Consider the following 25,692-nt stretch of genomic DNA (forward strand, 5'->3'; position numbering starts at 1 on the left):
GGCGATCTTCCCGCCGCACGCATTCCTCGCGGCCCGCCGGGCACCTGTGCGAGGGTGCAGTACATGTCGACTACACCGGACGGCCGTCCCATACCTCCCGCGCACGCCGACGAACGCGCCATGCTGAGTGCCTGGCTCGACTTCCACCGCGCCACCCTCGCCCTCAAGTGCCAGGGCCTCGACGACCGGCAGTTGCGCCTCGCCTCGGCGGCTCCCTCGGAGATGACGCTGCTCGGGCTCGTCCAGCACCTGGCCGAGGTCGAACGGAACTGGTTCCAGCGGGTGTTCGCGCGCCTCGACGTGCCCCTCGTGTACCCGGAGGGCAAGGGCGACGGTTTCACCCTCGTCCCCGAGCGCGGCCTCGACGAGGCGCTGGCCGTCTGGCGGGCGGAGGTCGCGCGGAGCCGGGAGCTGGTCACCGCCGCCGGCTCACTGGACGAGTCCGGACGCCTGTCGGAGGCGGAGGCGGCTATGGCAGGTACCCAGGGGCTCTCGCTGCGCTGGATCATGGTGCACATGATCGAGGAGTACGCCCGCCACAACGGCCACGCCGACCTCCTGCGCGAACTCGTCGACGGGGCCACGGGTGCCTGAGCCCCGGCAAAGGTCCAACTCAGCCGATCAGTAAGGGGATTCAACGTGTCTGCGCCACGCCTGCGGGCGACTCCACTGCCGGGTATAGGGGTTCAGTACGACCTCGTCACACGTGAGCAACGGCATCTGTCGGTGGTGGCCCACCGGGACGGCGGCCGTACCGTGAACCTCTACCGGGACGACGATCCGGACTCGTGCGCCCAGTCGCTGCGGCTGACCGCGCCCGAGGCGGCCTCGCTGATCGACGCGCTGAGTCCCTCGCACCACAGCTCCAGTCTGCTGTCCACGACACCGCTGGGGCTGGTCGCGGAGCGGGTGGAGGTCGCCGCCGGGTCGCGCTGGAACGGGCGGGTCCTCGGGGAGACACGGATGCGGACGGAGACCGGCGCGTCCGTGGTCGCTGTGCTGCGGCGGGCCGAGGCGATCCCCTCCCCGACGCCCGCCTTCCGGCTGGCCGGCGGTGACGTGATCATCGTGATCGGCACCCGCGAGGGCGTCGACGCCGCCGCGGCGATACTCGGACGGGAGTGACACCGCCATGCACTCCCAGGTTCTGCTGATCGAGTTCGGTGCCATCATCCTCGCGCTCGGGCTGCTCGGCCGGATGGCCGCCCGGCTCAGCTTCTCCCCGATACCCCTCTATCTGCTCGCCGGTCTCGCCTTCGGCGAAGGCGGTCTGCTGCCGCTCGGCGCCAGCGAGGAGTTCATCGCGACCGGCGCCGAAATCGGCGTCATACTGCTGCTGTTGATGCTCGGGCTCGAGTACACGGCCAGCGATCTCGTCTCCAACCTCAAGTCCCACTACCCGGCAGGGCTGGTGGACTTCACCCTGAACGCGCTGCCCGGCGCCGTCGCCGCGCTGCTGCTCGGCTGGGGCCCGGTCGCCGCCGTCGTGCTCGCCGGGGTCACCTGGATCTCGTCCTCCGGTGTCATCGCCAAGGTGCTGGGCGACCTGGGCCGGGTCGGCAACCGCGAAACCCCGGTGATCCTCAGCATCCTGGTCCTGGAGGACCTGGCGATGGCGGTCTATCTGCCGATCGTCACCGCGCTGGTGGCCGGTGTCTCGCTCGCCGCCGGCAGTGTCACCCTGGCGATCGCGCTGGGGGCCGCCGGGCTGGTGCTGTTCGTGGCGGTCCGCTTCGGCCGGGTCATCTCCCGCTTCGTCTCCAGCGACGACCCCGAGAAGCTGCTGCTGGTCGTCCTCGGCCTGACCATTCTCGTCGCGGGCATCGCCCAGGAGCTCCAGGTGTCCGCCGCCGTAGGGGCGTTCCTCGTCGGGATCGCGCTGTCGGGCGAGGTGGCGGAGGGGGCGCACACCCTGCTCAGTCCGCTGAGGGACCTGTTCGCGGCCATCTTCTTCGTCTTCTTCGGGCTGCACACCGACCCGGCCAGTATCCCGCCCGTGCTGCTGCCGGCCCTCGCCCTCGCCGTCGTCACGGCAGGCACGAAGATCACCACCGGCTACTGGGCGGCCCGCCGCGCCGGAATCTCGGTCAAGGGCCGCTGGCGGGCGGGCGGCGCGCTGGTGGCGCGCGGCGAGTTCTCCATCGTCATCGCGGGCCTCGCGGTCACCGCCGGCATCGAGTCCGACCTCGGCCCGCTGGCGACGGCGTACGTTCTGATCCTGGTCGTCGCAGGCCCGCTCACCGCCCGCTGGACCGAGCCCCTGGCAGCCCGGGCCGGCGCGTGGCGAACCCGGCGCGCCCGCTCCGGGACCCCGGCCGAGGCACCGGCGAACGAGACGGTGCAGCCGACGACGGTGGGCGACTGATGGTGCCCCCGGTCGTAGGGGAGGGCGAGCGGGCCGCTCGGCCGACCCGGCGGTACGGACTGTAGGGCGTCCCGCGGCTCACGACGTCTGCGGCGGCAGGGCCCGCACCAACCCCGACTGGTAGGCGATGACGACCAGTTGGGCCCGGTCGCGGGCGCCCAGTTTCGTCATCGCGCGGTGTACGTGGGTACGCACGGTCAGCGGGCTGACGTACAGCTTCGCCGCGATCTCGTCGTTCGAGCCGCCCTCTGCCGCCAGGCACATCACCTCCCGTTCACGGGTGGTGAGCGCCGCGAGCGCCTCCGGGGTCGCCAACTGGGTGCCCGGTGCCGGGGAGTTGAGGAAGCGGGTGATGAGGGTGCGGGTAGCGCCCGGGGAGAGGAGGGATTCGCCGGAGGCCACCGTGCGGATGCCGTCGAGCAGTGCCTCGGCGGTGACGTCCTTGCCGAGGAAGCCGCTGGCGCCGGCCCGCAGCGCCCGGGCCACGTACTCGTCCGTCTCGAACGTCGTCAGGATCAGCACACGCGTCGCGGACAGTTCCGGGTCGGCGCAGACCGCGGCGGTGGCGGCCAGTCCGTCGGTGCCGGGCATCCGGATGTCCATGAGGACCACGTCGGGGAGATGGGCGCGGGTCAGCTCGACCGCCTCGCTGCCGTCGGTGGCCTCGCCGACCACCGTCATGTCGGCCTCGGAGTCGATCAGGATCCGGAAGGTCGCCCGGAGCAGGGCCTGGTCGTCGGCGAGCAGGACACGAATGGTCATGAGGTGCGCTCTTCTTCTTCCGAGGGCTGGGGGTAGAGGGGCAGCGCGGTGGAGACCTCGAATCCGCCCTGCGGGCGATGTCCTGCCTCCAGGTTGCCGCCGACGGACTGGGCGCGCTCCCGCATCCCGATCAGACCGAAACCGTGGGCAGGCACGGGGGCGGCGGGACCTGCGGGGACCGAGGTGGTGGTGGCATTGTTGGTGACCGTGATGGCCAGCCGGTCCGCCGAGTACGCGAGCCGCACACACGCCGCCGCTCCGGCCGCGTGCTTCGTGATGTTGGTGAGAGCCTCCTGCACGATCCGGAACGCCGTCAGGTCCACCCCCGGGGACAACGGGCGTTCCCTGCCCACGGTGGTGAGGGTGACCCCGAGCCCGGCGGAGCGGACCGTGTCCATCAGCTCGGGGAGCCGGGAGAGCCCGGGGGCCGGTTCCAGCGGGGTGTCGACGTCGTCGGCGTGGCGCAGCAGACCGACGGTGGCCTTGAGCTCGCGCAGCGCCGACGAGGTGGTGCCGGTGAGGTCGTTGAGCATCCGGCGGGTCTGCTCGGGGTTGCTGCGCGCGAGATGTGCGGCGGTGGTCGCCTGGGCGTTGGCCAGAGCCAGATGGTGGGCGACGACGTCGTGCAACTCCCGGGCGATGCGCATGCGTTCCTCGGTCACCCGGTGGCGGGCCTCCTCCTCGCGGGTCCGCTCGGCGTGGTCGGCGCGGGCGTGCACGGCGTCCAGGTAGGCACGACGCATGCGTCGCGCGCTGCCGGCGGCGACCGGGACGAGTACATAGGCGATGGGGGCGACCGTCTTGAGGACGAGCGGGTGGTCGACCGGGTCGAGGATCGTGGCCGTGGTCACCAGCACGACGATCACGCCGACGCAGTGGAAGCGGGTCGTCCTGCGGTCGGTGAGAACCGCCAGCCAGTAGATCGCCACCATGGCGGGGGCCAGCATCAGCACGGTGAGCAGATATCCCAGCGCGCTCGCCGTCATCGCACAGGCCGTGGTCACGACGACGGCCGTACGTGGACGGCTGCGGCTCAGCAGCACGCCGGCGCACGCGTTGACGGCGAGGAGCACGGCGGGCCACAGTTCCTCGCGCCGGGTGGCGCCGGGCAGGCTGATCCGGGCGCCGACCAGGAAGAGGACGAACAGCGTCACCACGGTCACCGTGTCGACGACACGTGGATGGTCCGCGATGTAGCGCTCGATGGCGATGTTCATCGGCTCTCTCCGGTCGAAGGGCGTGGATCCATGGTCCACGACGGCGCGGCACGACGTCCGACGAGGGCCGCCCGTGTGTCCAGCACGGGCGGCCCCCAGGGCGTACGGCCGAATGTCAGACCCGGACCGCCTCCCGGTCTGCCGTTCCGTCCGCCCCGTCCTCGGGTGTGGCCGCCCTGTGCGCGAGTGCCTCGCCCTCCACGTCGACCTTGGGAAGCACCTTGTCCAGCCAGTCCGGCATCCACCAGGCGGCCCTGCCGAGCAGGGCCAGTACGGCCGGGACGAACGCCATCCGGACCACGAAGGCGTCGAACAGGACGGCCACGGCCAGTCCGAAGCCGATCATCTTGATGATGGACTCGCCGGCCCCGATGAACCCGGAGAAGACGGCCATCATGATCAGCGCGGCGGCGACGACGACCCGCGCGCTGTACCGGAACCCGGTGACGACCGCCTGCGCGGGCCCGTCCCCGTGGACGTACGCCTCCCGCATCCGGGCGACCAGGAACACCTCGTAGTCCATCGCGAGGCCGAAGACGATGCCCACCAGGAAGATCGGCATCATGCTCATGATCGGACCGGTCGTCTCGACGCCGAGGAGCGAGGCGCCCCAGCCCCACTGGAACACCGCGATCACGGAACCGAGCGCCGCCAGCACCGACAGGAGGAAGCCGAGGGCGGCCTTCACGGGTACGAGGATCGACCGGAAGACCAGCAGGAGCAGCACGATGGCCAGACCCACGACCACGATCAGGTACGGGACCAGCGCGTCCTGCATCTTCTGGGCGACGTCGATGTTCGCGGCCGTGCTGCCGGTGACACTGAACTCCGCGTCCGTGCCGGCCACCGTGGCCGACCGGTCGGACCGGATGGTCTTCACGAGGTCCTGTGTCTTCGTGCTGGTCGGCGCGTCGGCCGGGACCGCGGAGAAGATCGCGGTGTCACCGGCGGGGTTGAAGCGGGCCCGGGAGACGGACACGACCCCCTTCGTGGCGGCGATCCTCTCGGAGATCGTCGCCACCGCGCCCTTGGCGTCGGCAGCACCCTTGGCGTCCACGACGATCGTCAGGGGGCCGTTGAAGCCGGGGCCGAAGGCCGTCGCGAGGTCGTCGTAGGCGCGGCGCTCGGTGGTGGAGGTCGGCTTGGCCTCGTCGCCGGACGTGCCCAGCTGGAGGTCCATCACGGGTATCGCGAGGGCGCCGAGACCGGCCACCGAGGCGATCAGCACCGGGATCGGACGGCGCAGCACGAACCGCGCCCAGCGGCTGCCGCCGTTGGTCTCGTCGGCCTGCTCGATGCGCCCGGTCTTCCGGGCGGAGCGCGAGAGCAGGGCGTTCGGCCAGAACCCGACCAGGGCCGGTACCAGCGTCAGCGCGACGAGCACGCCCACACCGACCGCGCCGGCGGCGGCCAGCCCCATCTTCGTGAGCATCGGCACCCCGACCACCATGAGCCCGGCCAGTGCGATGACGACGGTGAGACCGGCGAAGACGACCGCCGAACCGGCGGTGCCGGTCGCGAGGGCGGCGGCCTCCTGCGGGCCGTGCCCCTTGCCACGCTCCTCCCGGTACCGGGAGACGATGAACACCGCGTAGTCGATACCGCAGGCGAGGCCCAGCATGCTGGCGAGCGTCCCGGTCGTCGAGGACAGACCGAGCGCGCTGCTCAGCGCCAGGATCGACGCCATGCTGACGCCCACACCGATGATCGCGGTCAGCAGCGGCAGCCCGGCGGCGGCCAGCGAACCGAAGGTGACGATCAGGACGAGGGCCGCGATGGCGATACCGATCGCCTCGGCCGCGCCGCCCGCCGAGGGCGTGGTCGCCAGCGCCGTGCCGCCGACCTCGACGGTCAGCCCCGAGCCCCGCGCCTCCTTGACGGCGTCCTCTAGGTGGTTCTTGGTGGCGTCGGTGAGATCGTCGGGCTTCGCCCTGTAGTTGACGGTGGCGTACGCCGTCGAGGCGTCCTCGCTGACCGCCTGCGCCTGGAAGGGGTCGGCGGCGGACGAGACCTGCGAACCGTCGGCCACCTCGCCCACGAACTTCTCGATCGCCGCCCTGTTCTCGGTGGCGGTGACCTTCTCGCCGCCCGGCGCCACGAACACCACCCGGGCGTTCGCGCCGTGCGCGTTGGAACCGGGGAACCGCTGGTCCATCAGGTCGAAGGCCTTCTGGGACTCGATTCCCGGCATCGTGTTGTCGGCGTCGGGCGCGGCGGGCGCCGTCGCGGCACCGGCACCGACGGCGGCGAGCACCGCCAGCCACATCAGGGCGACGTACCAGCGCCGCCGGAAGGCCAGTCGGCCCAGCTTGTACAGGAAGGTGGCCACGAGGGGGAGGTCTCCACATCATCGGATCTCGGGTACCCGACAAGGTTCCCGGGACCGCCCCCCTCCCGTCGTCGTGCACCTGCCGACAATCGCGACTACTGAGAACGCAGTACAGGCGGCCTCACCGCTCGTCCGCACGCAGGACGGGCGGTACCCCTCGGGTAGGGGTACCGCCCGCGACGATCAAGAGACGTACGTCGGTCAGGACACGTACGACGCGCCCTGCGCCGTGCTCACCACCGTGTTGGCCGCCGCCTGCGTGAGAAGCCCCGCCGACACCCAGGCCGTCGTCGTCGACTGCACCCGAGCCACCAGCGCGGCCTTGTTCGCGAAGGGCGCCCCCGCCCAGATCTCGTCGAGCAGCGTGGTGCCGTCGCTCTTCGCCGGGTTGGCGATCCCGGAGGAGACGGTCCCGAACACGACCGTCGGCTCGGCGCGCCGGACATAGGCGTGCGTCGGGTCCTCGGTCCCCTCGGAGAAGGGGGCGAACTCGGTGCCGTTCAGCGTGTAGTGCAGCGGCTTGCCGCTCACCGGGGTGAGGGAGGGCAGCAGGTCGCCGGAGAGCGCGGCGTTGCGGTACAGCCCGACGGACAGGTAGCTCGTGCTCGTACTGCGCGCGACCAGGTTCACCGGCCCGTAGAACAGGGTCTGCAGCGACGGGTCGTCGAGCGCCTTCTCGACCCGCAGCCGGAACGGCACGCTGATCCGTACGACATCCCCGCTCTGCCAGGTCCGCGACACCGCGAAGTAGCTCCCGGCGACCGGAGTCCCGCTCACCGCCTGCCCGTTGACGGTCACCTGGAAGCCGGCCGTCGCCCAGACCGGCACCCGCAGCCGCAGCGCGAAGGCCGCGCTGCCGCCCCCGATCGTGAGCGTGGTGCCCTGCTCCTTCGGGTACTCGGTGGTCTGGGTGACCGTGACGCCCTTCTCGGCCCAGGTCAGGGTGGAGGGGCTGTACAGGTTGACGTACAGGGAGGCGCCGTCGGCCGACTTGAAGTACACCGAGTCCTGGTACTTCGTGGCGCTCTCCATGCCGGTGCCCTCGCAGCAGGTGGTGCCCTGCTTGGGCGTGTAGTCGCGCACATGCCCGGGCATGAGCCCGATGAAGTACGTGACGAGGGGCTTCTCGGCGTCGGCCTTGTCCTGCTTGGAGCCGAGCACCTGGTTGTAGAGGGCCCGCTCGTAGTAGTCCATGTACTTCGGGTCCTGCTCGTGGAAGAACAGCGTCCGGCTCAGCTTGAGCAGGTTGTACGCGCAGCAGGTCTCGGCGTTGGTGTCGCTGATCGTCCCCGCGATCACCCCGCGAGCCTTCCAGAACTCGCCCGTGCTGGTGCCGCCGATCCCGTACATGCGCTGCGGGACGACCATGCCCCAGAAGTTCTTCGCGGCGGTCAGATAGCGGGTCTCGCCCGTCGCGTCGTACAGCCGTACGTACCCGGTGAAGATCGGGATGTGCTGGTTGGCGTGCAGGCCGTTCAGCGTGTCGGTGTTCGCCGCGCACGCGTCGATGAGCGTGTCGAGGTCGAACAGCTTGGCCAGGGCGAGGTGATCGGCCTTCCCGGTGATCGTGTAGAGGTCGACGATGGTCTCGACGATGCCGCCGAACTCACCGCTGGAGAAGATCCCCCACATCCGCTGCAGGGTGGCGTCGGGCAGCTTGGACAGCCGGGAGTACATCCAGTCGCACATCCCGGACGCGAGGTCCAGCGCCCGGGCGTCGTCCGTGGCGAGGTAGGCGTCCAGCAGACCCTTGAGGATCTTGTGCGCCGTGTAGTAGGGCGCCCAGATCTTGGTGTAGTCGGCGCTTGTCGCCGACTCCAGGGCGATGAACTGTGTCTCCGGGTAGGCGGCGAGGAAGCCCTGGTGGCTCGGGCCGCCCCAGGTGCGGCGCAGGGTGGCGGTCAGCCCGCGCCCGGAGGCGTCGCCGAAGGTGCCGCCGGTCGTGGCGGAGAAGTAGTACGAGGCGAGGTTGCCGAGCCCCGCGGTGGACTTCTTGGCCTCGTTGCTCTGCAGCGAGGTGATGTCGGCCGCGGTCAGGGCGCGCGAGTAGACGTTGAACTCGTCGAAGGCGCCCGCGTAGACCGGGTCGCCGGAGTAGTTGGAACGGCCCAGCCAGTTGTTCGTCAGGGTGCCCAGGACGGACGGGTTGACGGTCATCGCGGTGTTCGTCGCGACGGCGGCGCCGTTGACGTAAAGGGTTCCCGTGGTGCCGGAGATGGTCACCGCGAGATGGCTCCACTGGTTCAGCGGCAGCGCGGCGGTGCCGTTGAGGCCCTGTTCGCCGCCGGCACCGTTGGTGGTGATGGCGAAGCGCGGCACCCCGCTGCCGTTGCGGGAGGCCAGGTACATGTACCGGGTGGTGTCGTTGCCGAAGTCGAAGACCCGCTGCCAGTTGGCGTCGTGCGTGGGCTTGACCCAGATCGACAGGGTGATCGCCGCGGCGCCGCCCAGTACGGCCGCCGGGAGGTCCACGTACTGGTAGGAGCCCCGGACGTTCTCGTGGGCGCCGCCCCATTTCCCGGTGACGGTGAGCATGCGCGGGTCGGTGCGCAGCGCCGCGCGCACGTCGGTGAGCGCGCCGACCATGGTCGAGATCTTGTCGGCGTAGGTCTGCTCCCCGGTGCTCGCGTACGCCTGCGACAGCATGCTCAGGAAGTGGCCGGTGTAGTGGCCGCGCAGGTTGCCGTTGGCCTCGCCGTCCAGGCCCTCCCAGCCGCCCGGGGCGACCGCCCCGCCGGTGGAGAGGCCCGCGTTGGCGCGGAACACCTGGAGCAGCCGGTTCACGTCGTAGCCGCGCCCGTGGTCCAGCATCAGCTGGCGCTTGCTCGCGAAGACGCCCGTGCCGAGCGAGACCTCCTTCAGCTCGAAGGGACGCAGCGTCCAGGCGGACGGCGCGGGCAGGGCAGCGGCGGCGGCCCGTCCGGAGGCGGCGTAGGCGAACGCGGGCGCGGCGGCGGCGAGGATCGCGCTCTGGAGCAGAAACCGCCTCGACAGCTGGGGGGTCACATGTGCCTCGTCTCTGAGGTGACTGACGTAGGTGAGCTCTGAAGTCCCTTGATCTGTAAGGGTTTTCACCCGGCGCGCTACTCGGCGTAGTAGGTCGCGTCCTGCTGGTCCAGGGACGTGCTGATCGGCTGGAGCTGGATGAGGCCGTTGTAGTGCCGGATGTAACGGCCCGGGAAGTTGTACGACTCGAAGGACACCCCGGCGGGGTCGGCGAGGCCCGCCCGCCGGGTGAAGGACGCGTCGGCCAGGAAGGTGGCCGTGCCGCTGTTCTTCTCCACCCACAGCTCGTAGTTCTTGTGCCGGAGGTAGTAGCCGGGGAAGTTCGCCGACTCCAGCGAGACGGTTCCGGAGCCGGTCAGCCCGGTGACGATCCGGAACTGCGAGTCGGCGAGGTTGGTGACGTTCGCCTCCAGCTTCGCCCGGTACTCCCAGTGCCGGATGTACCGGTCCGGGTAGTTGAACGACGAGAACCGGACCGGGGTGAGACCGTCGGAGACCGGGATGCCGAAGTTCGGGGTGCCGTCGGCGTTCCAGTACAGCTTCTGGTAACGGGTGCGCCGGTTGGGGTCGTTGAGCGGATCGCCGCTGATGTCCTTGTAGTTGCGGTCGTGGTAGACGAGGACGTCGGACTTGCCGTCCTCGGAGACCGTGAACGTGTTGTGGCCCGGCCCGTACTGCCCGGTCGCGGCGTTGCTCGTGAACACCGGCTGCGGACTCTTCGTCCAGGAGGCCGGGTTGAGCAGGTCGGCGGAGGCGGACGCGGTCAGCAGCCCGAGGCAGTAGTTGGCGTCGGTGGCGCTCGCCGAGAAGGCCATGAAGAGCTTCCCGTTCCGCTGGATGACGGAGGGCCCCTCGTTCACCGTGTGCCCGATGATCTCCCAGGACAGCGTGGGCCGGGAGATCATCGCCGGAGTGCCGCTGATGGTCCAGGGGTTGGACATCTTCGCGAGGTAGATGTTGGTGCCGTCGCCGACGGCCGGGTCGTTCTGCGCCCAGCTCAGATAGCGGGTGCCGTTCACCACGAAGGTCGTCGCGTCCAGCGAGAAGGTGTCCAGCGGCAGTGCGATCCGGCCCTTCTCGGTCCAGGTCCCGGTGATCGGGTTGGCGGAGGAGGACTCCAGGACGTAAGGGCGGATCTTCCAGATGTCGTTGGAGGCGCCGGCCGCGAAGTACACGTACCACTTGCCGTCGATGAAGTGGATCTCCGGAGCCCAGATGTGGGCGCCCATGTCACCGCTGGCGTGCTTGGTCCAGATCGTCGTCTCGGCGGCGGTCGCGAGGCCCTGGAGCGTGGTGGCGCGACGCAGCACGATCCGGTCGTACGCGGGGACCGTGGCGGTGAAGTAGTAGTAGCCGTCGGTGTGCTTGTAGATGTGCGGGTCGGCGCGCTGCTCGGCGATCGGGTTGGTGAAGGTGACGGCCGGGGAGGCCGGGACGGCGGCGAACGCCGGGGTGCCGATGGCGACGGGCACGGTCACGGCGACGACCAGGGCCGTGCAGGCCTTGAGGAGCGTGCGTCGGCTGGTCGAGCTGCAGCGGGGGCGGTCCACGGCGAGTCTCCTTCAGCGGCCTGTTCGCGGGCCGACATTGTTCGGTATATGGAACGGTGTACGGAGGTTCGACCGAAAGATAGGTAGGGGGCGTGAGTGAGTCAATGTTTCCGACAGATTGAATTCCGGTTGATCGCTCACGCCCCCGGACTGCGCCCCGGACTGCGCCTCCGAAGATCGCCTAGTAGCGCACGCCGATGTTCGTTCCGGCGCGCGGGACGAGGAAGCTGGGGGCGGCGGGCAGTGAACCGTCCGCACGGCGCGCGCCCGTGATGGCCGCCGGGTCGGTGCTCAGTACCGAGGCGGCGTTCCAAGTGCCGCCCAGATTCCAGGAGTTGCCTGTCGAGACGGTGGCGGAGCCGACAGCGACCGCACGGCCGTCGGCGACCGACAGGTTGGCGGTGAGGGTGGCGCGTCCCCCGGAGATGTCGAAGTCGAAGCCGGTGCCCGCATTCCCGTACGCGGTACTGTGGTTGACGCTGATCGCACCCGGATTGCCGTTGTCCGTGAAGCCGTGCGCCGCGTTCTTGAACGCGGCGGTGTTGCGCAGGACGTGCCCCGTGGCGGGCGCCGGGGTGCCACCGCCGAGCTTGAAGCCGTTGCCGTCGCCCGCGAAGTCGGGGAAGTTCCAGCGGTTGTAGCCGTTGCCGTACGCGATGGTGTTCTCGATCGTGATCGGCGAGGTGAACTTCCAGGCGTCGAAGCCGTCGTCGACGTTGTTCCACAGCCGCGCGCCCCGCACGACGTTGCCGGTACCGCCGCCCTCCTTGATGGCCAGCCCGTCCGCGCTCTCGCCGTTCTTGCGCGGGTCGCGGTTGCCGTAACTGTCCAGGTCCAGGATCTGGTTGTTGCTGGACGTGCCCTGGAGCTGGAAACCGGACTCGTAGTTGTCGTGCGTGATCAGGCGGGCGAAGACGTTGTTGTTGCAGCCGTCGCAGTAGACGCCGTACGGCCCGTTCACGATCTCCAGTCCCGAGATCCGCCAGTACGAGGCCTCCTGGTGGATGGCACCGCGCTCGCCGCGCGGGATGCTGCCCCCGACCGGTGTGTGGCTGGCGGGCAGCCGCTCCCCGTCGACGACGACCCGCTCGCCCGGGTAGGTGCCCAACGTGATGGGCTGGGACGCGGTGCCGGAGGTGGCGATGGTGATGTTGTCGGTCAGGGCGTAGGTGCCCCCGCGCACGGTGATCGTGTCGCCCGGTTTCGCCAGGTCGACCGCCTTCTGGATGGTCTTCAGAGGGCGCGCGAGCGTGCCCGGCGCCGAGTCGTCGCCGCCTGTCGCCACGACGAGCGTCGTCGCGGCGCTCGCCCCCTCGGCGACGCCCACGAGCATCCCCGCTGTCATTAACGCGGTGCCCAGGACCGCCGTTCCCGTCCGGATCGCTGCGTTGCGCATGTACGGCTCCCGCCTCTGCCTCGGCTGTGTCGCCAAGGAGTGGCCGCCGACGCCGTGGAGGTTGCCGGGTCTGACTAAGGTCAGGGTCTGTGACGCAGAACAGCAGCTCGAACCGGGGCAGACCGCTCGCCGTGTTCGACCTCGACAACACGCTCGCCGACACCGCGCACCGGCAGCGGTTCCTGGAGCGCAGGCCTCGTGACTGGGCGGCCTTCTTCGCCGCCGCACCGCACGACCCGCCGCTCACCGAGGGCGTCGCGCTGGCCCTGGAGAGTGCGCGGGAGTGCGAGGTCGTCTACCTCACCGGCAGGCCCGAACGCTGCCGCCGGGACACGCTCGCCTGGCTCGCCGCGCACGGACTGCCCGAGGGCCGCGTCTGGATGCGGCGCAACGACGACCGCAGGCCCGCCCGCAGCACCAAGCTGGAGACCCTGCGTCGCCTGGCCCGCGACCGCGAGATCCGCGTCCTGGTGGACGACGACGAGCTCGTCTGCCAGGACGCGGAACGGGCCGGCTTCAGCGTCGTACGGGCCCGCTGGACCGCTGAGTCCGGCGCGCTGAAAGAGGCGCAGGAGGGCGAGGGCCGGACCTGAGCAGGCGGCCCGGTACGGCTACTCGCCGTCCTCCAGCCGGAAACCGACCTTCAGACCGACCTGGTAGTGCTCGATCTGCCCGTCCACGATCTGGCCCCTGACCTGCGTGATCTCGAACCAGTCCAGATTGCGCAGGGTCTGTGAGGCCCGGCTGATGCCGTTGCGGACGGCCTGGTCGACGCCTTCGTGCGAGGTGCCGACGATCTCGGTGACCCGATAGGTGTGGTTCGACATGCGGGTGCTCCTCTTCGCTGCACTGGATCTGCTGGCTGTAGTGGATCTTCCTGGCGGCGCTCCACGTTCCACCGTGCCCCATGTGGCGGTGGTTCGCGAGGTGTCGCTAATGGGCAACGCTGAGCGACAGCGCGAAGCGGCCCTGCTGGTCGGTCCACCACCGGGTCGGTTCCAGCCGGGCCGCGTCGAGTTCGTCTGCCACACCCTCCTTCCGGAACTTCGCCGACACCTCCGTACGCATCTCCTCGTCGACCGCGAAGTCGACGGCGAGATCGAGTGCGGGAATCTTCACGGTCTGCGCGGTGCGCGAGCGCAACCGCATCTCGATCCACTCGTTGTGGGAGTCCCACAGCGCCACATGCTCGAAGGCGTCGGGATCGAAGTCGGCCCCGAGCTCGCGGTTGACGACGGTCAGCACGTTCTTGTTGAACTGGGCCGTCACGCCGGCGGCGTCGTCGTACGCCGGGACCAGCACCGACTCGTCCTTGACCAGGTCCGTGCCCAGCAACAGCGCGTCGCCGGGCGACAGCAGGGAACGGACCGAGGACAGGAACGCGGCCCGCTCGGCGGGCAGCAGATTGCCGATCGTGCCGCCCAGGAACGCCAGCAGCCGGGGCCCCGGTGTGCCCGGCAGCGCCAGCCCGTCGGTGAAGTCGGCGATCAGCGCGTGCACGCCGAGCCCCGGCCGCTCGGCGATCAGCGCCTCGCCCGCCTGCCGCAGCGCGCTCTCACTGACGTCGACCGGGACGTACGTCTCCAGCTCCGACAATGCGTCCAGCAGGTGCCGCGTCTTCTCAGACGAGCCGGAACCCAGCTCGACCAGCGTGCGCGCACCGGTCACGGCGGCGATCTCCCCGGCCCGGGCGAGCAGGATCTCCCGCTCGGCCCGGGTCGGGTAGTACTCGGGCAACTCGGTGATCTCGTCGAAGAGCTCGCTGCCGTGGGAGTCGTAGAACCACTTCGGCGGGAGTGTCTTGGGCGTGCGGGTGAGCCCGTGGAGAACGTCGGCACGCAGGGCGGCCTCCGTGGCGTCCTCGGGCAGGGTGCGGGTGACCAGGAACGGACTCACGTACGAAGCTCCTCGGGTGGTACGGATGCCAGGTCGTCGCTCAGGTCCCGGAGCGGGGTGAGCCGTACCCCGGTGCGGCTCGCGATGACGAGGGTGCGGTCGGGTACCTCCTGCCAGCGGGGATCGTCGTCGTACGGTTCGGACGCCACCACCGTGCGGGGGCCCGGCCCGGTCAGGTGGAAGAGGCTGTCGCCCCAGCTGGTCGCGGCGATCGTGGTGCCGTCGGTGAGCAGGAGGTTGAGCCGGGAGCCGGGGGCCGCCGCGTCGACCTCCAGGACGGTGCGGGCCAGTGCCCGCCCCACGTCGTCGCCCGCGTGCAGCCGGTGGAGCACCAGGGCCCACAGGAACGCCGAGTCGGAGCGCGCCTCCATCGACAGCAACTCCTCGCCGGGCAGGCCCTGTACGAGTGGCGCGAGGGACCCCGGCCAGCCCATGACCGCCCCGTTGTGCCCGAACAGCCAGGCACCGGCGGCGAACGGCGCCGCGGCGGCCTCCCCGTCGGCGCCGGCCAGTGTCGCGTCCCGCACTGCGGCGAGCAGCGCGGTGGTCCGTACGACCCGGGCGAGGTCGGCGAAGGACCGGTCCCCCCAGATGGGTCCGGCACGCCGGTAGCGGGCCGGCACCGGATCGTCCTCCGCGTACCAACCGACCCCGAAACCATCGGCGTTGACGGTCCCGTGCCGCTGGTGCCGGGGCGCCCACGACTGCCGGTACAGCCCGTGCGGCGGCTCCGTCACCACACTGCCGATCGCCTCCGGAGGCCCCAGAAAGGCAAGTTGACGGCACATCAGACTGCCTCCGGGGTACGGGCGGTGCGGAACCCGGAGAAGATCTGCCGCCGGATCGGATAGTCCCAGTTGCGGAACGTCCCCCGGCAGGCCACCGCGTCCACGGCGAACGAACCGCCGCGCAGCACCTTGTGATCGGGCCCGAAGAACACCTCCGAGTACTCCTTGTACGGGAACATGCTGAACCCCGGGTACGGCAGGAAGTCGCTCGCCGTCCACTCCCACACGTCACCGATCAACTGCCGTATCCCGAGCGGCGATTCACCGGCCGGATACGAACCGGCGGGCGCCGGACGCAGATGCCGCTGACCGAGGTTGGCGTGCTCGGGGGTGGGGTCGGCGTCGCCCCACGGGTAGCGGGTCGAGCGGTCGGTCGCCGGGTCGTGCCGGGCGGCCTTCTCCCACTCCGTCTCGGTGGGCAGGCGGCGACCGGCCCACCGGGCGTAGGCGTCCGCCTCGTACCAGCAGACGTGCACGACGGGCTCGTCGGGCGGCACCACCTCGGTGACCCCGAACCGCCGCCGCAGCCACTGCCCGCCGTCACGGAACCAGAACAGCGGCGCGTACAGGGAGTGCTGGCGGACATGCGCCCAGCCGTCCGGTGTCCACCAGCGCGGGTCGTCGTAGCCGCCGGCGGCGATGAAGGCCTGGTACGCGGCGTTCGTCACGGGCGTCGTGTCGATGAAGAAGGACGCCACTTCCCGCCGGTGCGCGGGCCGTTCGTTGTCCAGGGCCCATGGCTCGGCGGAGGTGCCCATGGTGAACGGGCCACCGGGGACCAGGACTTCGGCCGGACCGGTGAAGACGGGAGCGGGCTCGGGATCGGGGGCGCTGAGAACCGCCGGCCCCTTCCTGAGCTGATGGGTGATCAGCATCGTCTCGTCGTGCTGCTGTTCGTGCTGGGCGATCATCCCGAAGGCGAACCCGGCCTCGGTCAGCCGCGCACCCGTACCTTCGAACGGAGCGCTCTCCAGCACGTCCAGGGCCCGGCCGCGCACCTCCGCCGCGTACTTACGGGCCTCGGTGGGCGGGAGCAGCGGCAACGTGGGCCGTTCGGCGCGGGAGTGCTCGAAGGCGTCGTACAGGCCGTCGATCTCGGGCCGCATCGCCTCCCGCCCGGCGACCGCACGCAGCAGCCACATCTCCTCCTGGTTCCCGATGTGGGCGAGATCCCACACCAGCGGGGACATCAACGGCGAGTGCTGCGCGGTGAGTTCGGGGTCCTCGACGGAGGTGAGGAGCGCGGTCCGCTCCCGCGCGATGGTGAGCGCGGCGAGCGCGCGCCCCCGGAGTGTCTCCGGATCGAGGGCGGGGTCGGTCATGTGCGGAGATCCTTTCCGTACGAATTCGCGTGCGCACGCCGGTCCGTGTCGCGCAGGCTGTCGAGCAGGTCGTCGGCGGGGCAGCGGCCTCGGACGACATAGCGGTCGAGGTACGCGGCGACGGCGTCGACGACCTCCAGGCTCGCGCCGAGCCGGGGCAGGGCGTCCAGGGCGGCCGAGAAGCAGACGAGGGCCACCTCCTGCAGCTCGGGGTCGGCCAGGCCGTGGCGGGCCGCGTCGGACCACAGCGGATTGTGCGGGGCGGGCAGTGACCGGGTGCGCTCGGCGAGCGGCTTGACCGCCCGGTAGGCCAGCTCGGCGGCCTCGGGGTCGTCGAAGAGCGCGGCCGTGACGGCGAGCGGGACGATCCAGCCGTCGTCGCCGGGCTGGGCGTCGATCATGCGCAGTTCGAGGTGGCCGCGTGGCCGCACCGGCGGGAACAGGGTCGTCAGGTGGTAGTCGAGGTCCTCCCGTGTCGGCGGCCGGGGCGCCCCCGACCGGATCCACTCCCGGAACGTCAGACCGTCCTCCGGCACGTCCCACGGTCCGCTGTCCCGCCGTACGCACATCACCGGGGCGTCGAGCACATGCCGGGCCCAGGCCTGCCGCGGCTCGGCATCCAGTGGCTGGGCCCCTGCTCTCCCGGCGCCGATCTCCATCCACAGCGCCTGCCGGGTGGAACGCCAGCCGGTAGGGCTGCCCACGGCGAGCGGGGAGTTGGCGAAGGCGGCCACGAGGACCGCGCCGAGCTGGTGCGCGAGCCACCAGCGCCGTCCGTGTCCGAGGGGGCCCGGCTCCTCGTCACCGGCGTCGAGGCACACCTGTACGGAGGCCGAGGTGCACATCATGGCGCGGCCGGCCGGGCCCGTGAGGTCGAGGCACCGCTCCAGGGCGTCGTAGCGCGGCTCGTGCAGGAAACGACGGGGCGAGTGCCAGGGATCCTGGCCGATGCCGACGATACCGAGACCGTGCTCGCGCAGTACCGCGCGGACGGCGTCCAGGTCGGCGGAGACGGATCCGACGCACTCCATCAGGGAGTCGGCGGGAGCGGAGCTGAGCTCCAGCTGACCGCCCGGTTCGACGGTGAGCGCCGACCTGAGAGGCAGGGTCCGCAGAGCGGCGTAGGCCGCTTCGAGCCGTTCGGGTGGCACGGGGAGCTGCGGCTGCCGCAGCTCGTGGACGATCCATTCCACCTCGACACCGAGGGTGCGGGGTGGTCCGGTCTTGAAGCAGATCCCCCGGACCAGGGCTTCGACCTCGGCCTCGGAGAGAGCGGTGCGGCGTTTCGTACAGCCGCTTACCGAATCGGACATGTCGGGATCCTCCTGAGATTCCACCATGCCGCCGGCCCGGCTTCGGGTGGGCCGGACAGGCAACGCTCGTCCCACCCAAACCCCTGGCGCCGAATCGCACAAGGGTGCACATGGGCACTTTCAGGACGATGGATCTCCGTTTCCATGGCGTTTGTGAGCCGTTCGCATACCCGGGAAACTCTGTTGCACCGCGTGTCCAGCATCACCCACGATGCCTGTATGAGCACGGCGGGGGAGCGAGTACCAGGCACGGTCATGGCGCACACGGGGGTGGCGCCATGAGTGCCCGCCTGCGCGACCTCGCCCGTGGTACGGAGGAGATCGTCGCGGCCGGTTCCTATCGCGCGTCCGACGGACGTGAGGTGCGACTCGCCGCGGCGATCAAGGCCGCCCGGGCGGGCACCCGCCTCTACGGCCCGGGCCCGCTGGACGTACCCCCGGAGGCCTCGCCACTGGACACGTCCTTCGAGGTCACCGGCGAGAGCAGCCTCGAGGCCGCCCGCCGCCTCCCCGGCCCCGTGGCGGTCCTCAACTTCTCCTCGGCCCGCAACCCGGGCGGCGGCTACCTGAACGGCGCCCAGGCCCAGGAGGAGGCCCTGTGCCGGGCCTCCGCGCTGTACACCTGTCTGACGGGGGTGCGTGAGTTCTACGACCACCATCGCACCCACCGCGACCCGTTCTACACGGACCGTGTCATCCACTCACCCGGGGTGCCGGTCTTCCGCGACGACCGGGGCCGCCTCCTGGACACCCCGTACACGGCGGGCTTCCTGACCTCGGCGGCCCCGAACGCGGGGGTCGTACGACGAACGGCACCCGAGCGGGCGGCGGAGATTCCCCGGGCCCTGGCGTCCCGCGCGGAGCGGGTCCTGGAAGTGGCGGCGTCAGAGGGCTACGGCCGCCTGGTCCTGGGTGCCTGGGGCTGCGGGGTCTTCCAGAACGACCCGACGACGGTGGCGGCCACCTTCAGAGACCTGCTGGTGACCGGCCGTTTCGAGGGCAGATTCGAGAGGGTCGTGTTCGCGATTCTGGACCGCACGAAGAACACAGCAACGCGATCGGCCTTCGAACGTGCCTTCGCGGGAGTGAGCGTCCCCTAGGGCGCGGCCTGTTGGTGGCTTTGAGGGGCGCGGGGAACTGCGCGACCAGCCACACACAACCCGCACGCGCCCCACGACCGAACCCCTCACCGCCAGCCGTACAGCTCCTGCAACCGCCGCACAACGGAGTTGAACCGCATCCGGTCCAACGCACACGCCTCCCGCCGCATCCCGTCCTCGAACAGCCGCAGCACCCGGTCCACGTCGACCCACGAGTCCCGCCCGGTCCGATCCCACGGCCCGCTCCCGATCGGAACCCACTCCCGGTCCCCGTCATGCCGCTTGCTGGACAACTGCACGGCAAGAAACGTCCCGGCGGCCTCGCGGGCCACGACCAGCACGGGCCGGTCCTTGCCCCGCCCGTCGTTCTCCTCGAAAGGCACCCAGGTCCACACGATCTCGCCCGGATCGGGATCCCCGTCGTGGGCGGGCGAGTACTCCGTACGCACCCGCCCGATGTCGCGGGGATCGGCCTCGGTGGTGGCGGAGGGGCCATAGCGCCCCGGAACATCGGCATCGGTGAAGGCAGTCACGGGGCTCACGTTAGAGCCTGAGCCCCGCGACCGCCCGCATCACCCCTCGTCCTTCTCCACCGGCACCTTCTGAACCGTCGGCGCCGCCAGCCCGTTCAGCGCCGAAGTCCCGTTCGGTGTCTGCCCGTTCTGGTTCATGGACGTGAGCAGCTGCCGCGCGAGCCCCAGCCCCGTACCGCCCATGGTGAGTGCCTTGGCGAGCATCTCCGCCATGCCGTCCGCACCGTTGAGCACCACCATGTTGTCCACGCTGCCGAACGCGGACGCACCGGCCTTCACGATCTCCGGCCAGTTCTCGGCGAGTTGCTGGGCGACCACCGCTTCCTGGTTCTCCGCGAGCGCGGCGGCCCGCGCCTTGATGGTCTCCGCCTCCGCGAGACCCTTCGCCCTCGTCGCCTCGGCGGCGGCGAGGCCCTTGGCCTGGGACGCGGCGGCCTCGGCCTCACCCGTGGCCCTGGTCGCCATGGCGGCGGCCGCACCTCGTGCCTTGATCGACTCGGCCTCGGCGTTCGCGGCCGTCTTGACCCGGTTCGCCTCGGCCAGGGCCGCGAGCTCGGTCTCCTTGGCCTTGGCCTGCGCCGCCGAGATACGCGCGTCACGCTCGGCCTCGGCCCGTGCCCGAGTCTCGTAGGCCTGCGCGTCGGCAGGCTTGCGGACGTCCGCCTGGAGCTGCTGCTCCCGGCGCAGGGCGTCGAGTTCGGCGATGCGCGTCTCCTGGACGACGACGTCCTGCCGGGCGGCGGCGTCGGCGAGAGGTCCGGCCTGCCGGGCCTTCGCCGCCGCCTTGTCGCGCTCCGCCTGGTACCCGGCCTGCAGGATCTCGCTGTCCCGGGTGGCCTCCGACATCCGCGCCGCGGCCTTCTGCTCGGCCTCGGTGGCGAGACGGTTCGCTTCCGCCTGCGCGATGCGCGCGTCCCGCTGGACGGCGGCGGCGTGCGGCATGGCGAGGTTCTTGATGTACCCGGTCGGGTCCTCGATCTCGTGGATCTGGAGGGAGTCGACGATCAGGCCGAGCTTCTCCATCTCCGTGCCGCACGCGGCCCGGGTCTGCCCGGTGAGCTTCTCGCGGTCGCGGATCATCTCCTCGACGGTCAACCCGCCGACGATGGACCGCAGATGACCGGCGAACACGTTGTGCACGCGCTCCGCCATCATCTTCTGCTGGTCGAGAAAACGGCGGCCCGCGTTGGCGATCGACACGAAGTCGTCGCCCACCTTGAAGATGACCACGCCCCGCACCTTGAGCGGAATGCCCTGGGTGGTCACACAGTCCACATGCAGTTCGGTCTCGTTCAGGTCGAGCGAGATCTTGCGCACCGCCTGGACCCCGGGCAGCACGAGGGTGCCCCGCCCGGTGACGATACGGAACCCCATGCCTGCTTCAAGGCCTTCGGTCCTGTGCTTGGAACCGGAGATGATGAGTGCCTCGTTGGGTTCAGCGACCCGCCACATCATCTTGAAAATACCGATGAGTGCGAGGACGGCTACTACAGCGACCCCCGCAACGACGCCGACGAACATCGGCATACGCCCCCTTTGCCTGGTGCCCTTTCGGCACCGAACGACGCAAGGGTGCTCCTGCGCGAGGCCTGGGTACAGCCGCTGAGGAATCCTTGTTGCAAGCTTGACGCACACGTGATCGTCCGCAGACCTGCGGACCCCCCGACCGGACGTCCGCCGGGCTCAACTGTCGTACGCGGAGGTGACGTACACGGTGCGTGGCGGCAGGTACTCGACGACCATGACCACCGTCCCCCGCTCGATGCGCTCCTGGGTCGCGGAGGCGTACGCCAGGAAGTGCTCGGCGCCGCCGCGCACCCGGACGATCACCTCGCCGACCAGCCCCGGCCCGATCGTGCCCGTCACCCGCCCCATCAAGCCGACCATCGCCGCGTCGTCCATGGTCACAGCGTACGGGCCCAAGCCCCCTTGTGCCGCCGCCGAGTCGACGACCGGTTCGAGCGGCGGCCGACGGCGTGTTCCCCATAGTGATTTCACAGCTTCGCTACCGCACGGCAACGGCTGACGGAGCGGTGCGGTCCGAGATGTCGAATGCACCGCGTCCGGGCGCAAGTTCACAGGTCCGGAGCGTGTCCGAAGTATTGACGTGCGCACGACCCGGATTTACGGTCTGACCGATTTACCGAACTGCGTTCGCAATGTCGAACGTAGAGAGCCGTCGGTTGGATCACCAAGGAGCCGTACGTGAACACTCCCCGCCCCACGCCCTCCCGTCGTAGCCTGCTGCGTGCGCTGGCCGTCCTGCCCGCCTCGGCGCTCGTCGTGGGCGAACTGCCCGGGCTGCTCGGCACCGCCGCCGCGGCGGCCCCGCCCAGCGGCTCCGCCACGCGCTACACCATCGTGCCGTTCCTCAACAGCAACGACGGCACGGTGAACGTCTACCAGTCCGACGACGCCACGGACTTCCGGCTCGTGCAGTCCTCGGCCTACACCCCGCCGAGCAACCGCATCCGCGACGCGAGCGTCCTCAAGCACACCAACGGCTACTACTACGTCACCTACACCACGCACACCTGGCAGGACACCAGCACGACCATCGGCTTCGCCCGCAGCTCGGACCGCGTCAACTGGACCTTCCTGTACGACTACACGGTCCCGATCACCAACCTGTCCCGCGCGTGGGCACCCGAGTGGTTCGTCGACAGCGACGGCAGCGTGAACATCATCGTGTCCTGCTCGGTCACCAGCGACGAGTGGATCTTCACCCCGTATCTGCTGAAGGCGACCAACTCCGCGCTCACGGCGTGGAGTTCGCCGGTGGCGCTGTCGGGCATCGGATCGAACCACATCGACACGTGCATCGTGAAGATCGGCTCGACCTATCACGCCTTCCCGAAGAACGAGACGACGAAGTACATCGAGTACGCCACCGCCACCAGCCTCGCCGGCCCCTACACCATCTCCAAGACCGGCAACTGGGCCGGCTGGGGCAGTTACCGCGAGGGCCCGTCCGTGATCCAGCTCGACAACGGCGGCTGGCGGATCTTCTTCGACGGCTACGGCGACGGGAAGTACTACTACAGCGACAGCTACGACACGTTCGCCACCTGGACCGCCGCGAAGGCACTGCCCTCGATCTCCGGAACCGCCCGTCACTTCACAGTGGTCAAGGAGACGGTCAGCGGCGGCCCGAGCCTGTCGAAGAACGTCACGCGCTCCTTCCAGTCGGTCAACTACACGACGCGGTACTGGCAGGTGCAGTCCTCGCTGCTCAACCTCCCGGTGGTGAGCAGTTCCAGCACCACCGCGCTCAAGCAGGCGTCCACCTTCACGGTCGTCGCCGGACTGGCCGACGCGAGCGGCTACTCGTTCCGCGACAGCTCCGGCAACTACCTTCGCCACTACGACTACCGCGCCCGTTTCGACGCCAACGACGGCACGTCGACCTTCGCGAAGGACGCCACGTTCATCGCCCGGACGGGCACGGCGTCGGGGTCGGTGCGTTTCGAGTCGTACAACTACCCGGGGTACTTCCTGCGGCACTACAACTACCAGCTGCGGGTGGACGTGACGGACGGCACGGACACCTTCCGCCAGGACAGCTCCTTCCTTCCGGTGACGGCCTGGGCGTAGTCGCCGCCCCGCTAAGTACGCCCCAAATGCCGCATGGTCAGGGCCAGTTGCAGTCTGAGCCGGCCCTGCGGGGTACGGACGGGCCAGCCGAGGAGTGCCTCGGCGTGGCCCAACCGGTCCTGAAGCGTGGAGTGATGGACGCTGACCTCGACGGCGGCAGCACGCAGGCTCGCCGTCGAGGCGACGGCGTGCAGTGTCGTCAGCATCCAGGGCGCGTCCGCGACCGCGGCCTCCAGCGCCCGCACATCGGGCGGCGGCTCCGCCCCCGGCACGACGAGCTCGGCGAGCAGCCCGATACCGCCGAGCTCGTCGGCGTACACGACCCGTGGTCCGGGGGAGTACGGGGTGCCGTCGGCGGTGAAACGGAGCGCGGTGCGGGCGGCGGCCCAGGAGCCCGGCAGTTCGAGCACAGGCACGGCGGGGCCGACCCCGACCCGGCCGGACGGGAGAGCGAGGCCGGCGGATCCGTTGTCGGCGGCGGCCGGCCTGGCACGGGCCGAGTCCTCCGAGGCCGGCAGCCGGCCTTCGACGGGGACCGGCGCGCGCAGGGCTGAGGCGGCGAGGACACGGGGCGGACCGCCCAGCGGGGCGACCGCGTGGGCCGGAGCGGCCGGGTCCAGGCCCAGCCGGCCGGCCGCGTGCAGCCGTATCTGCTCCGGGGCGGTTGCGTCCAGAAGGGTCTCGACGAGCGCCGGGTCGTCGGCGTGGGCCGAGGGCGCGCGACCGCGGGTGCGGTCGAGGACGAGGCGGATGGCAGCCGCCGCCCGTTCCAGGATCACCGCGTCGACGACGTTGGGCGGCCCCGCCCGCTCCAGCCACAGCGCCGGGGCACCGTCCGGCGACAGTGCGGCGGACGGCCAGTCGGGGTCAGGCGGCTGCTCGGTGTCCCGACGGCGTCCGTCGGTCTCGACGCGCAGACGCACCCGCCGTCCGGCGTCCGACAGGCGCGCAGGACACCCGGCCAGCACGGCGGCCCCACGCACCAGCGCCTCGAGGCCGGCCCGGTGCTCGGTCAGCCGGTCGAAGTAGGCGATGACCCGGACGGCGGCGCCGGCATCCGGATCCAGCGCGGTCAGCCGCCCCGCCAGCTCTTTCATGGCCCCATGGTGCCAGGTGCTCCGCAGGTTGTGCGGTTCCTTGGCTGCGGGCCCGGTGGGGGCTGGTCGCGCAGTTCCTCGCGCCCCTGGGGGCTGCGCCCCCCCAGCCCCCGGTCACGTGTCCTGCGGGTTGTTGTCCTGTGTTCTGCTGCGGTCCGGGTGGGGCTGGTCGCGCAGTTCCTCGCGCGCCTGGGGCCGCCCCTGGGGGCCGCGCCCCAGCAGGGGAGGCGCGGCCCCATGCGCCTACTCCGCCAGCAGCCTGCGCAGCCAGTTCACCTGGGCTGCCTGGCAGGCCTGGGAGAGGACGGCCTGGGGGGCGAAGCCGTCGAAGCCGTGGAAGCCGCCCGGCCATACGTGCAGCTCGGCGACACCTCCGGCCTGCCACAGGCTCGTGGCGTAGGCGACGACCTCGTCGCGGAACGTCTCGGCGGAGCCGACGTCGAGGAAGGCCGGGGGCAGCCCGGACAGGTCCGTCGCGCGGGCCGGAGCGGCGTACGGGGAGACGTCCGGGCCGCCGCGCCGTTCGCCGAGCAACGCAGTCCAGCCCGTGTCGTTGGCCGTGCGGTCCCACACGCCGAGGCCCGCCATCTGGTGCGTGGACGCGGTGTCGTTGCGGTCGTCGAGCATCGGGCACATCAGCAGCTGGCCGATGGGCCGCGGACCCTTGCGGTCCCTGAGGAGCAGCGCCAGCGCCGCCGTCAGGCCACCGCCCGCACTGGCGCCCGCGATGACGATCCGCTCGGGGTCGGCGCCGATCTCCTCGGCGTGATCGGCGGTCCACAGGAGTCCGGCGTACACATCGTCGATGGGCGCCGGGTGCGGGTGCTCAGGCGCCAGCCGGTACTCCACGGACACCACGATGGCGCCAAGTTCCCCGGCCCACCGCAGAGCGGCGTCCACGCCGACGCGGTTGTTGCCGATCACCATGCCGCCGCCGTGGACGTGGTAGATCACGGGCAGCGGACCGTCCGTCGCCGGAGCGACCGGGCGGCAGATCAGCAGCGAGATGTCCGGAGCGTTCTCGGGGCCCGGCACGACCCGGTCCTCGACCTCGAAGACCCCGCCCAGCGTCAGGTCCAGGTCCGCCAGCATCGCGAGACCGGGCCCGTTGCGCGTGGCCTCGATCTCGTCCATGGTCAGCTGGGGCGGCACCGCATCCTTGATCATTTCCAGGACGGCGGCGAGTTCCGGGTCGAACGGGGGCGGCGTAAGCGTCATTGCTTCTGCTCCTCATGCTGCGTGCGGCGGATCGTACGGCGATGGTCCGCGCGCCCGTCGGGTTCCGGCAGCCGCCGTACGGCGGGACTTGCCCGCCATCCGGCGGGTAGCCTGGTCGGCCCCGCGTCGCCGCAGGAGAACCCGCACCACTGACCTGGGGATTTTGCCAGGTGATGAATCGTTGTTCACCGCATTGGGGTGGAAAT

General features: G+C 70.6%; 22 protein-coding genes. 6 read left to right on the forward strand and 16 right to left on the reverse strand.

Going from position 1 to position 25,692, the window contains the following annotated elements; genetic code table 11:
* Positions 1-63 precede the first annotated feature (63 nt).
* From OHN74_RS38860 to OHN74_RS38870, 3 genes are read left to right on the forward strand one after another with little or no spacing between them, the layout of a single operon-like run.
* A complete protein-coding gene (locus OHN74_RS38860) occupies positions 64-594 on the forward strand; it encodes a DinB family protein (RefSeq protein WP_327699248.1) in 531 nt (176 codons plus the stop codon).
* A gap of 45 nt (positions 595-639) precedes the next feature.
* Positions 640-1,125, forward strand: coding sequence for a cation:proton antiporter regulatory subunit (locus OHN74_RS38865; RefSeq protein ID WP_327699249.1), 486 nt, complete (start codon positions 640-642; stop codon positions 1,123-1,125).
* A 7-nt stretch (positions 1,126-1,132) separates the two neighbouring features.
* Entirely contained in the window at positions 1,133-2,365 is a 1,233-nt protein-coding gene (locus OHN74_RS38870) for a cation:proton antiporter (RefSeq protein WP_327699250.1), read from the forward strand.
* A 78-nt stretch (positions 2,366-2,443) separates the two neighbouring features.
* On the opposite strand, the gene OHN74_RS38875 is transcribed toward OHN74_RS38870, so the two are convergent.
* From OHN74_RS38875 to OHN74_RS38900, 6 genes are all read right to left on the reverse strand, one after another.
* Complete coding sequence (locus OHN74_RS38875) at positions 2,444-3,127, reverse strand: response regulator transcription factor (protein WP_327699251.1); 684 nt, start codon at positions 3,125-3,127, stop codon at positions 2,444-2,446.
* Positions 3,124-4,344: a sensor histidine kinase gene (locus OHN74_RS38880; protein WP_327699252.1), complete on the reverse strand. Its 1,221-nt coding sequence runs from the start codon at positions 4,342-4,344 to the stop codon at positions 3,124-3,126. The genes OHN74_RS38875 and OHN74_RS38880 overlap by 4 nt, the downstream gene beginning before the upstream one ends.
* 115 nt (positions 4,345-4,459) lie before the next feature.
* Entirely contained in the window at positions 4,460-6,673 is a 2,214-nt protein-coding gene (locus tag OHN74_RS38885; protein WP_327699253.1) for an MMPL family transporter, read from the reverse strand.
* A gap of 201 nt (positions 6,674-6,874) precedes the next feature.
* Positions 6,875-9,679 carry a beta-L-arabinofuranosidase domain-containing protein gene (locus OHN74_RS38890; RefSeq protein WP_327699254.1) on the reverse strand — a complete coding sequence of 935 codons (2,805 nt, stop codon included), beginning with the start codon at positions 9,677-9,679 and terminating at the stop codon, positions 6,875-6,877.
* A 77-nt stretch (positions 9,680-9,756) separates the two neighbouring features.
* The gene (locus OHN74_RS38895; protein WP_327700419.1) at positions 9,757-11,169 is read right to left on the reverse strand and encodes a family 43 glycosylhydrolase; all 1,413 of its coding nucleotides are present in this window, start codon (positions 11,167-11,169) and stop codon (positions 9,757-9,759) included.
* Between the two features lie 241 nt (positions 11,170-11,410).
* A complete protein-coding gene (locus OHN74_RS38900; RefSeq protein WP_327699255.1) occupies positions 11,411-12,625 on the reverse strand; it encodes a right-handed parallel beta-helix repeat-containing protein in 1,215 nt (404 codons plus the stop codon).
* Between the two features lie 89 nt (positions 12,626-12,714).
* On the opposite strand from OHN74_RS38900, the gene OHN74_RS38905 reads away from it, so the two are divergent.
* Entirely contained in the window at positions 12,715-13,218 is a 504-nt protein-coding gene (locus OHN74_RS38905; protein ID WP_327699256.1) for a phosphatase domain-containing protein, read from the forward strand.
* 18 nt (positions 13,219-13,236) lie between these two features.
* On the opposite strand, the gene OHN74_RS38910 is transcribed toward OHN74_RS38905, so the two are convergent.
* The 5 genes from OHN74_RS38910 to egtA form a co-directional block, all read right to left on the reverse strand.
* Positions 13,237-13,452: a dodecin gene (locus tag OHN74_RS38910; protein WP_053744108.1), complete on the reverse strand. Its 216-nt coding sequence runs from the start codon at positions 13,450-13,452 to the stop codon at positions 13,237-13,239.
* 106 nt (positions 13,453-13,558) lie between these two features.
* Positions 13,559-14,521, reverse strand: coding sequence for an L-histidine N(alpha)-methyltransferase (gene egtD, locus OHN74_RS38915; protein WP_327699257.1), 963 nt, complete (start codon positions 14,519-14,521; stop codon positions 13,559-13,561).
* Complete coding sequence (gene egtC / locus OHN74_RS38920; RefSeq protein ID WP_327699258.1) at positions 14,518-15,309, reverse strand: ergothioneine biosynthesis protein EgtC; 792 nt, start codon at positions 15,307-15,309, stop codon at positions 14,518-14,520. The genes egtD and egtC overlap by 4 nt, the downstream gene beginning before the upstream one ends.
* Positions 15,309-16,631 (reverse strand): ergothioneine biosynthesis protein EgtB, encoded by a 1,323-nt coding sequence (gene egtB / locus OHN74_RS38925; protein ID WP_327699259.1) that lies wholly within the window; start codon positions 16,629-16,631, stop codon positions 15,309-15,311. The genes egtC and egtB overlap by 1 nt, the downstream gene beginning before the upstream one ends.
* Positions 16,628-17,944, reverse strand: coding sequence for an ergothioneine biosynthesis glutamate--cysteine ligase EgtA (gene egtA / locus OHN74_RS38930; protein ID WP_327699260.1), 1,317 nt, complete (start codon positions 17,942-17,944; stop codon positions 16,628-16,630). The genes egtB and egtA overlap by 4 nt, the downstream gene beginning before the upstream one ends.
* 278 nt (positions 17,945-18,222) lie before the next feature.
* Between egtA and OHN74_RS38935 the strand changes: the two genes are divergently transcribed.
* A complete protein-coding gene (locus OHN74_RS38935) occupies positions 18,223-19,044 on the forward strand; it encodes a TIGR02452 family protein (protein WP_327699261.1) in 822 nt (273 codons plus the stop codon).
* Positions 19,045-19,130: 86 nt separating this feature from the next.
* Here the strand turns inward: OHN74_RS38935 and OHN74_RS38940 are convergent, their stop codons facing one another.
* From OHN74_RS38940 to OHN74_RS38950, 3 genes are all read right to left on the reverse strand, one after another.
* On the reverse strand, positions 19,131-19,577 hold the full coding sequence (locus OHN74_RS38940) for a type II toxin-antitoxin system PemK/MazF family toxin (protein WP_327699262.1): 447 nt from the start codon (positions 19,575-19,577) through the stop codon (positions 19,131-19,133).
* Positions 19,578-19,616: 39 nt separating this feature from the next.
* On the reverse strand, positions 19,617-21,104 hold the full coding sequence (locus OHN74_RS38945) for a flotillin family protein (protein ID WP_327699263.1): 1,488 nt from the start codon (positions 21,102-21,104) through the stop codon (positions 19,617-19,619).
* Between the two features lie 156 nt (positions 21,105-21,260).
* Positions 21,261-21,479 (reverse strand): hypothetical protein, encoded by a 219-nt coding sequence (locus OHN74_RS38950; protein WP_327699264.1) that lies wholly within the window; start codon positions 21,477-21,479, stop codon positions 21,261-21,263.
* Between the two features lie 303 nt (positions 21,480-21,782).
* Here OHN74_RS38950 and OHN74_RS38955 point away from each other — a divergent pair, with 303 nt between their 5' ends.
* Positions 21,783-23,171 (forward strand): glycoside hydrolase family 43 protein, encoded by a 1,389-nt coding sequence (locus OHN74_RS38955; protein ID WP_327699265.1) that lies wholly within the window; start codon positions 21,783-21,785, stop codon positions 23,169-23,171.
* Between the two features lie 11 nt (positions 23,172-23,182).
* Here the strand turns inward: OHN74_RS38955 and OHN74_RS38960 are convergent, their stop codons facing one another.
* Entirely contained in the window at positions 23,183-24,268 is a 1,086-nt protein-coding gene (locus OHN74_RS38960) for a helix-turn-helix domain-containing protein (RefSeq protein ID WP_327699266.1), read from the reverse strand.
* 243 nt (positions 24,269-24,511) lie between these two features.
* On the reverse strand, positions 24,512-25,486 hold the full coding sequence (locus OHN74_RS38965) for an alpha/beta hydrolase (protein ID WP_327699267.1): 975 nt from the start codon (positions 25,484-25,486) through the stop codon (positions 24,512-24,514).
* Positions 25,487-25,692 lie beyond the last annotated feature (206 nt).

The organism is Streptomyces sp. NBC_00459 (genome assembly GCF_036013955.1).
Taxonomy (GTDB): Bacteria; Actinomycetota; Actinomycetes; order Streptomycetales; family Streptomycetaceae; genus Streptomyces.

Bases quoted from the DNA above. Each gene is read 5' to 3' on its own strand.
- OHN74_RS38860 (WP_327699248.1), top strand. From the start codon at position 64: ATGTCGACTACACCGGACGGCCGTCCCATACCTCCCGCGCACGCCGAC.
- OHN74_RS38870 (WP_327699250.1), top strand. From the start codon at position 1,133: ATGCACTCCCAGGTTCTGCTGATCGAGTTCGGTGCCATCATCCTCGCG.
- OHN74_RS38875 (WP_327699251.1), bottom strand. From the start codon at position 3,127: ATGACCATTCGTGTCCTGCTCGCCGACGACCAGGCCCTGCTCCGGGCG.
- OHN74_RS38880 (WP_327699252.1), bottom strand. From the start codon at position 4,344: ATGAACATCGCCATCGAGCGCTACATCGCGGACCATCCACGTGTCGTC.
- OHN74_RS38900 (WP_327699255.1), bottom strand. From the start codon at position 12,625: ATGCGCAACGCAGCGATCCGGACGGGAACGGCGGTCCTGGGCACCGCG.
- OHN74_RS38910 (WP_053744108.1), bottom strand. From the start codon at position 13,452: ATGTCGAACCACACCTATCGGGTCACCGAGATCGTCGGCACCTCGCAC.
- egtC (WP_327699258.1), bottom strand. From the start codon at position 15,309: ATGTGCCGTCAACTTGCCTTTCTGGGGCCTCCGGAGGCGATCGGCAGT.
- egtB (WP_327699259.1), bottom strand. From the start codon at position 16,631: ATGACCGACCCCGCCCTCGATCCGGAGACACTCCGGGGGCGCGCGCTC.
- egtA (WP_327699260.1), bottom strand. From the start codon at position 17,944: ATGTCCGATTCGGTAAGCGGCTGTACGAAACGCCGCACCGCTCTCTCC.
- OHN74_RS38935 (WP_327699261.1), top strand. From the start codon at position 18,223: ATGAGTGCCCGCCTGCGCGACCTCGCCCGTGGTACGGAGGAGATCGTC.
- OHN74_RS38945 (WP_327699263.1), bottom strand. From the start codon at position 21,104: ATGCCGATGTTCGTCGGCGTCGTTGCGGGGGTCGCTGTAGTAGCCGTC.
- OHN74_RS38950 (WP_327699264.1), bottom strand. From the start codon at position 21,479: ATGGACGACGCGGCGATGGTCGGCTTGATGGGGCGGGTGACGGGCACG.
- OHN74_RS38960 (WP_327699266.1), bottom strand. From the start codon at position 24,268: ATGAAAGAGCTGGCGGGGCGGCTGACCGCGCTGGATCCGGATGCCGGC.
- OHN74_RS38965 (WP_327699267.1), bottom strand. From the start codon at position 25,486: ATGACGCTTACGCCGCCCCCGTTCGACCCGGAACTCGCCGCCGTCCTG.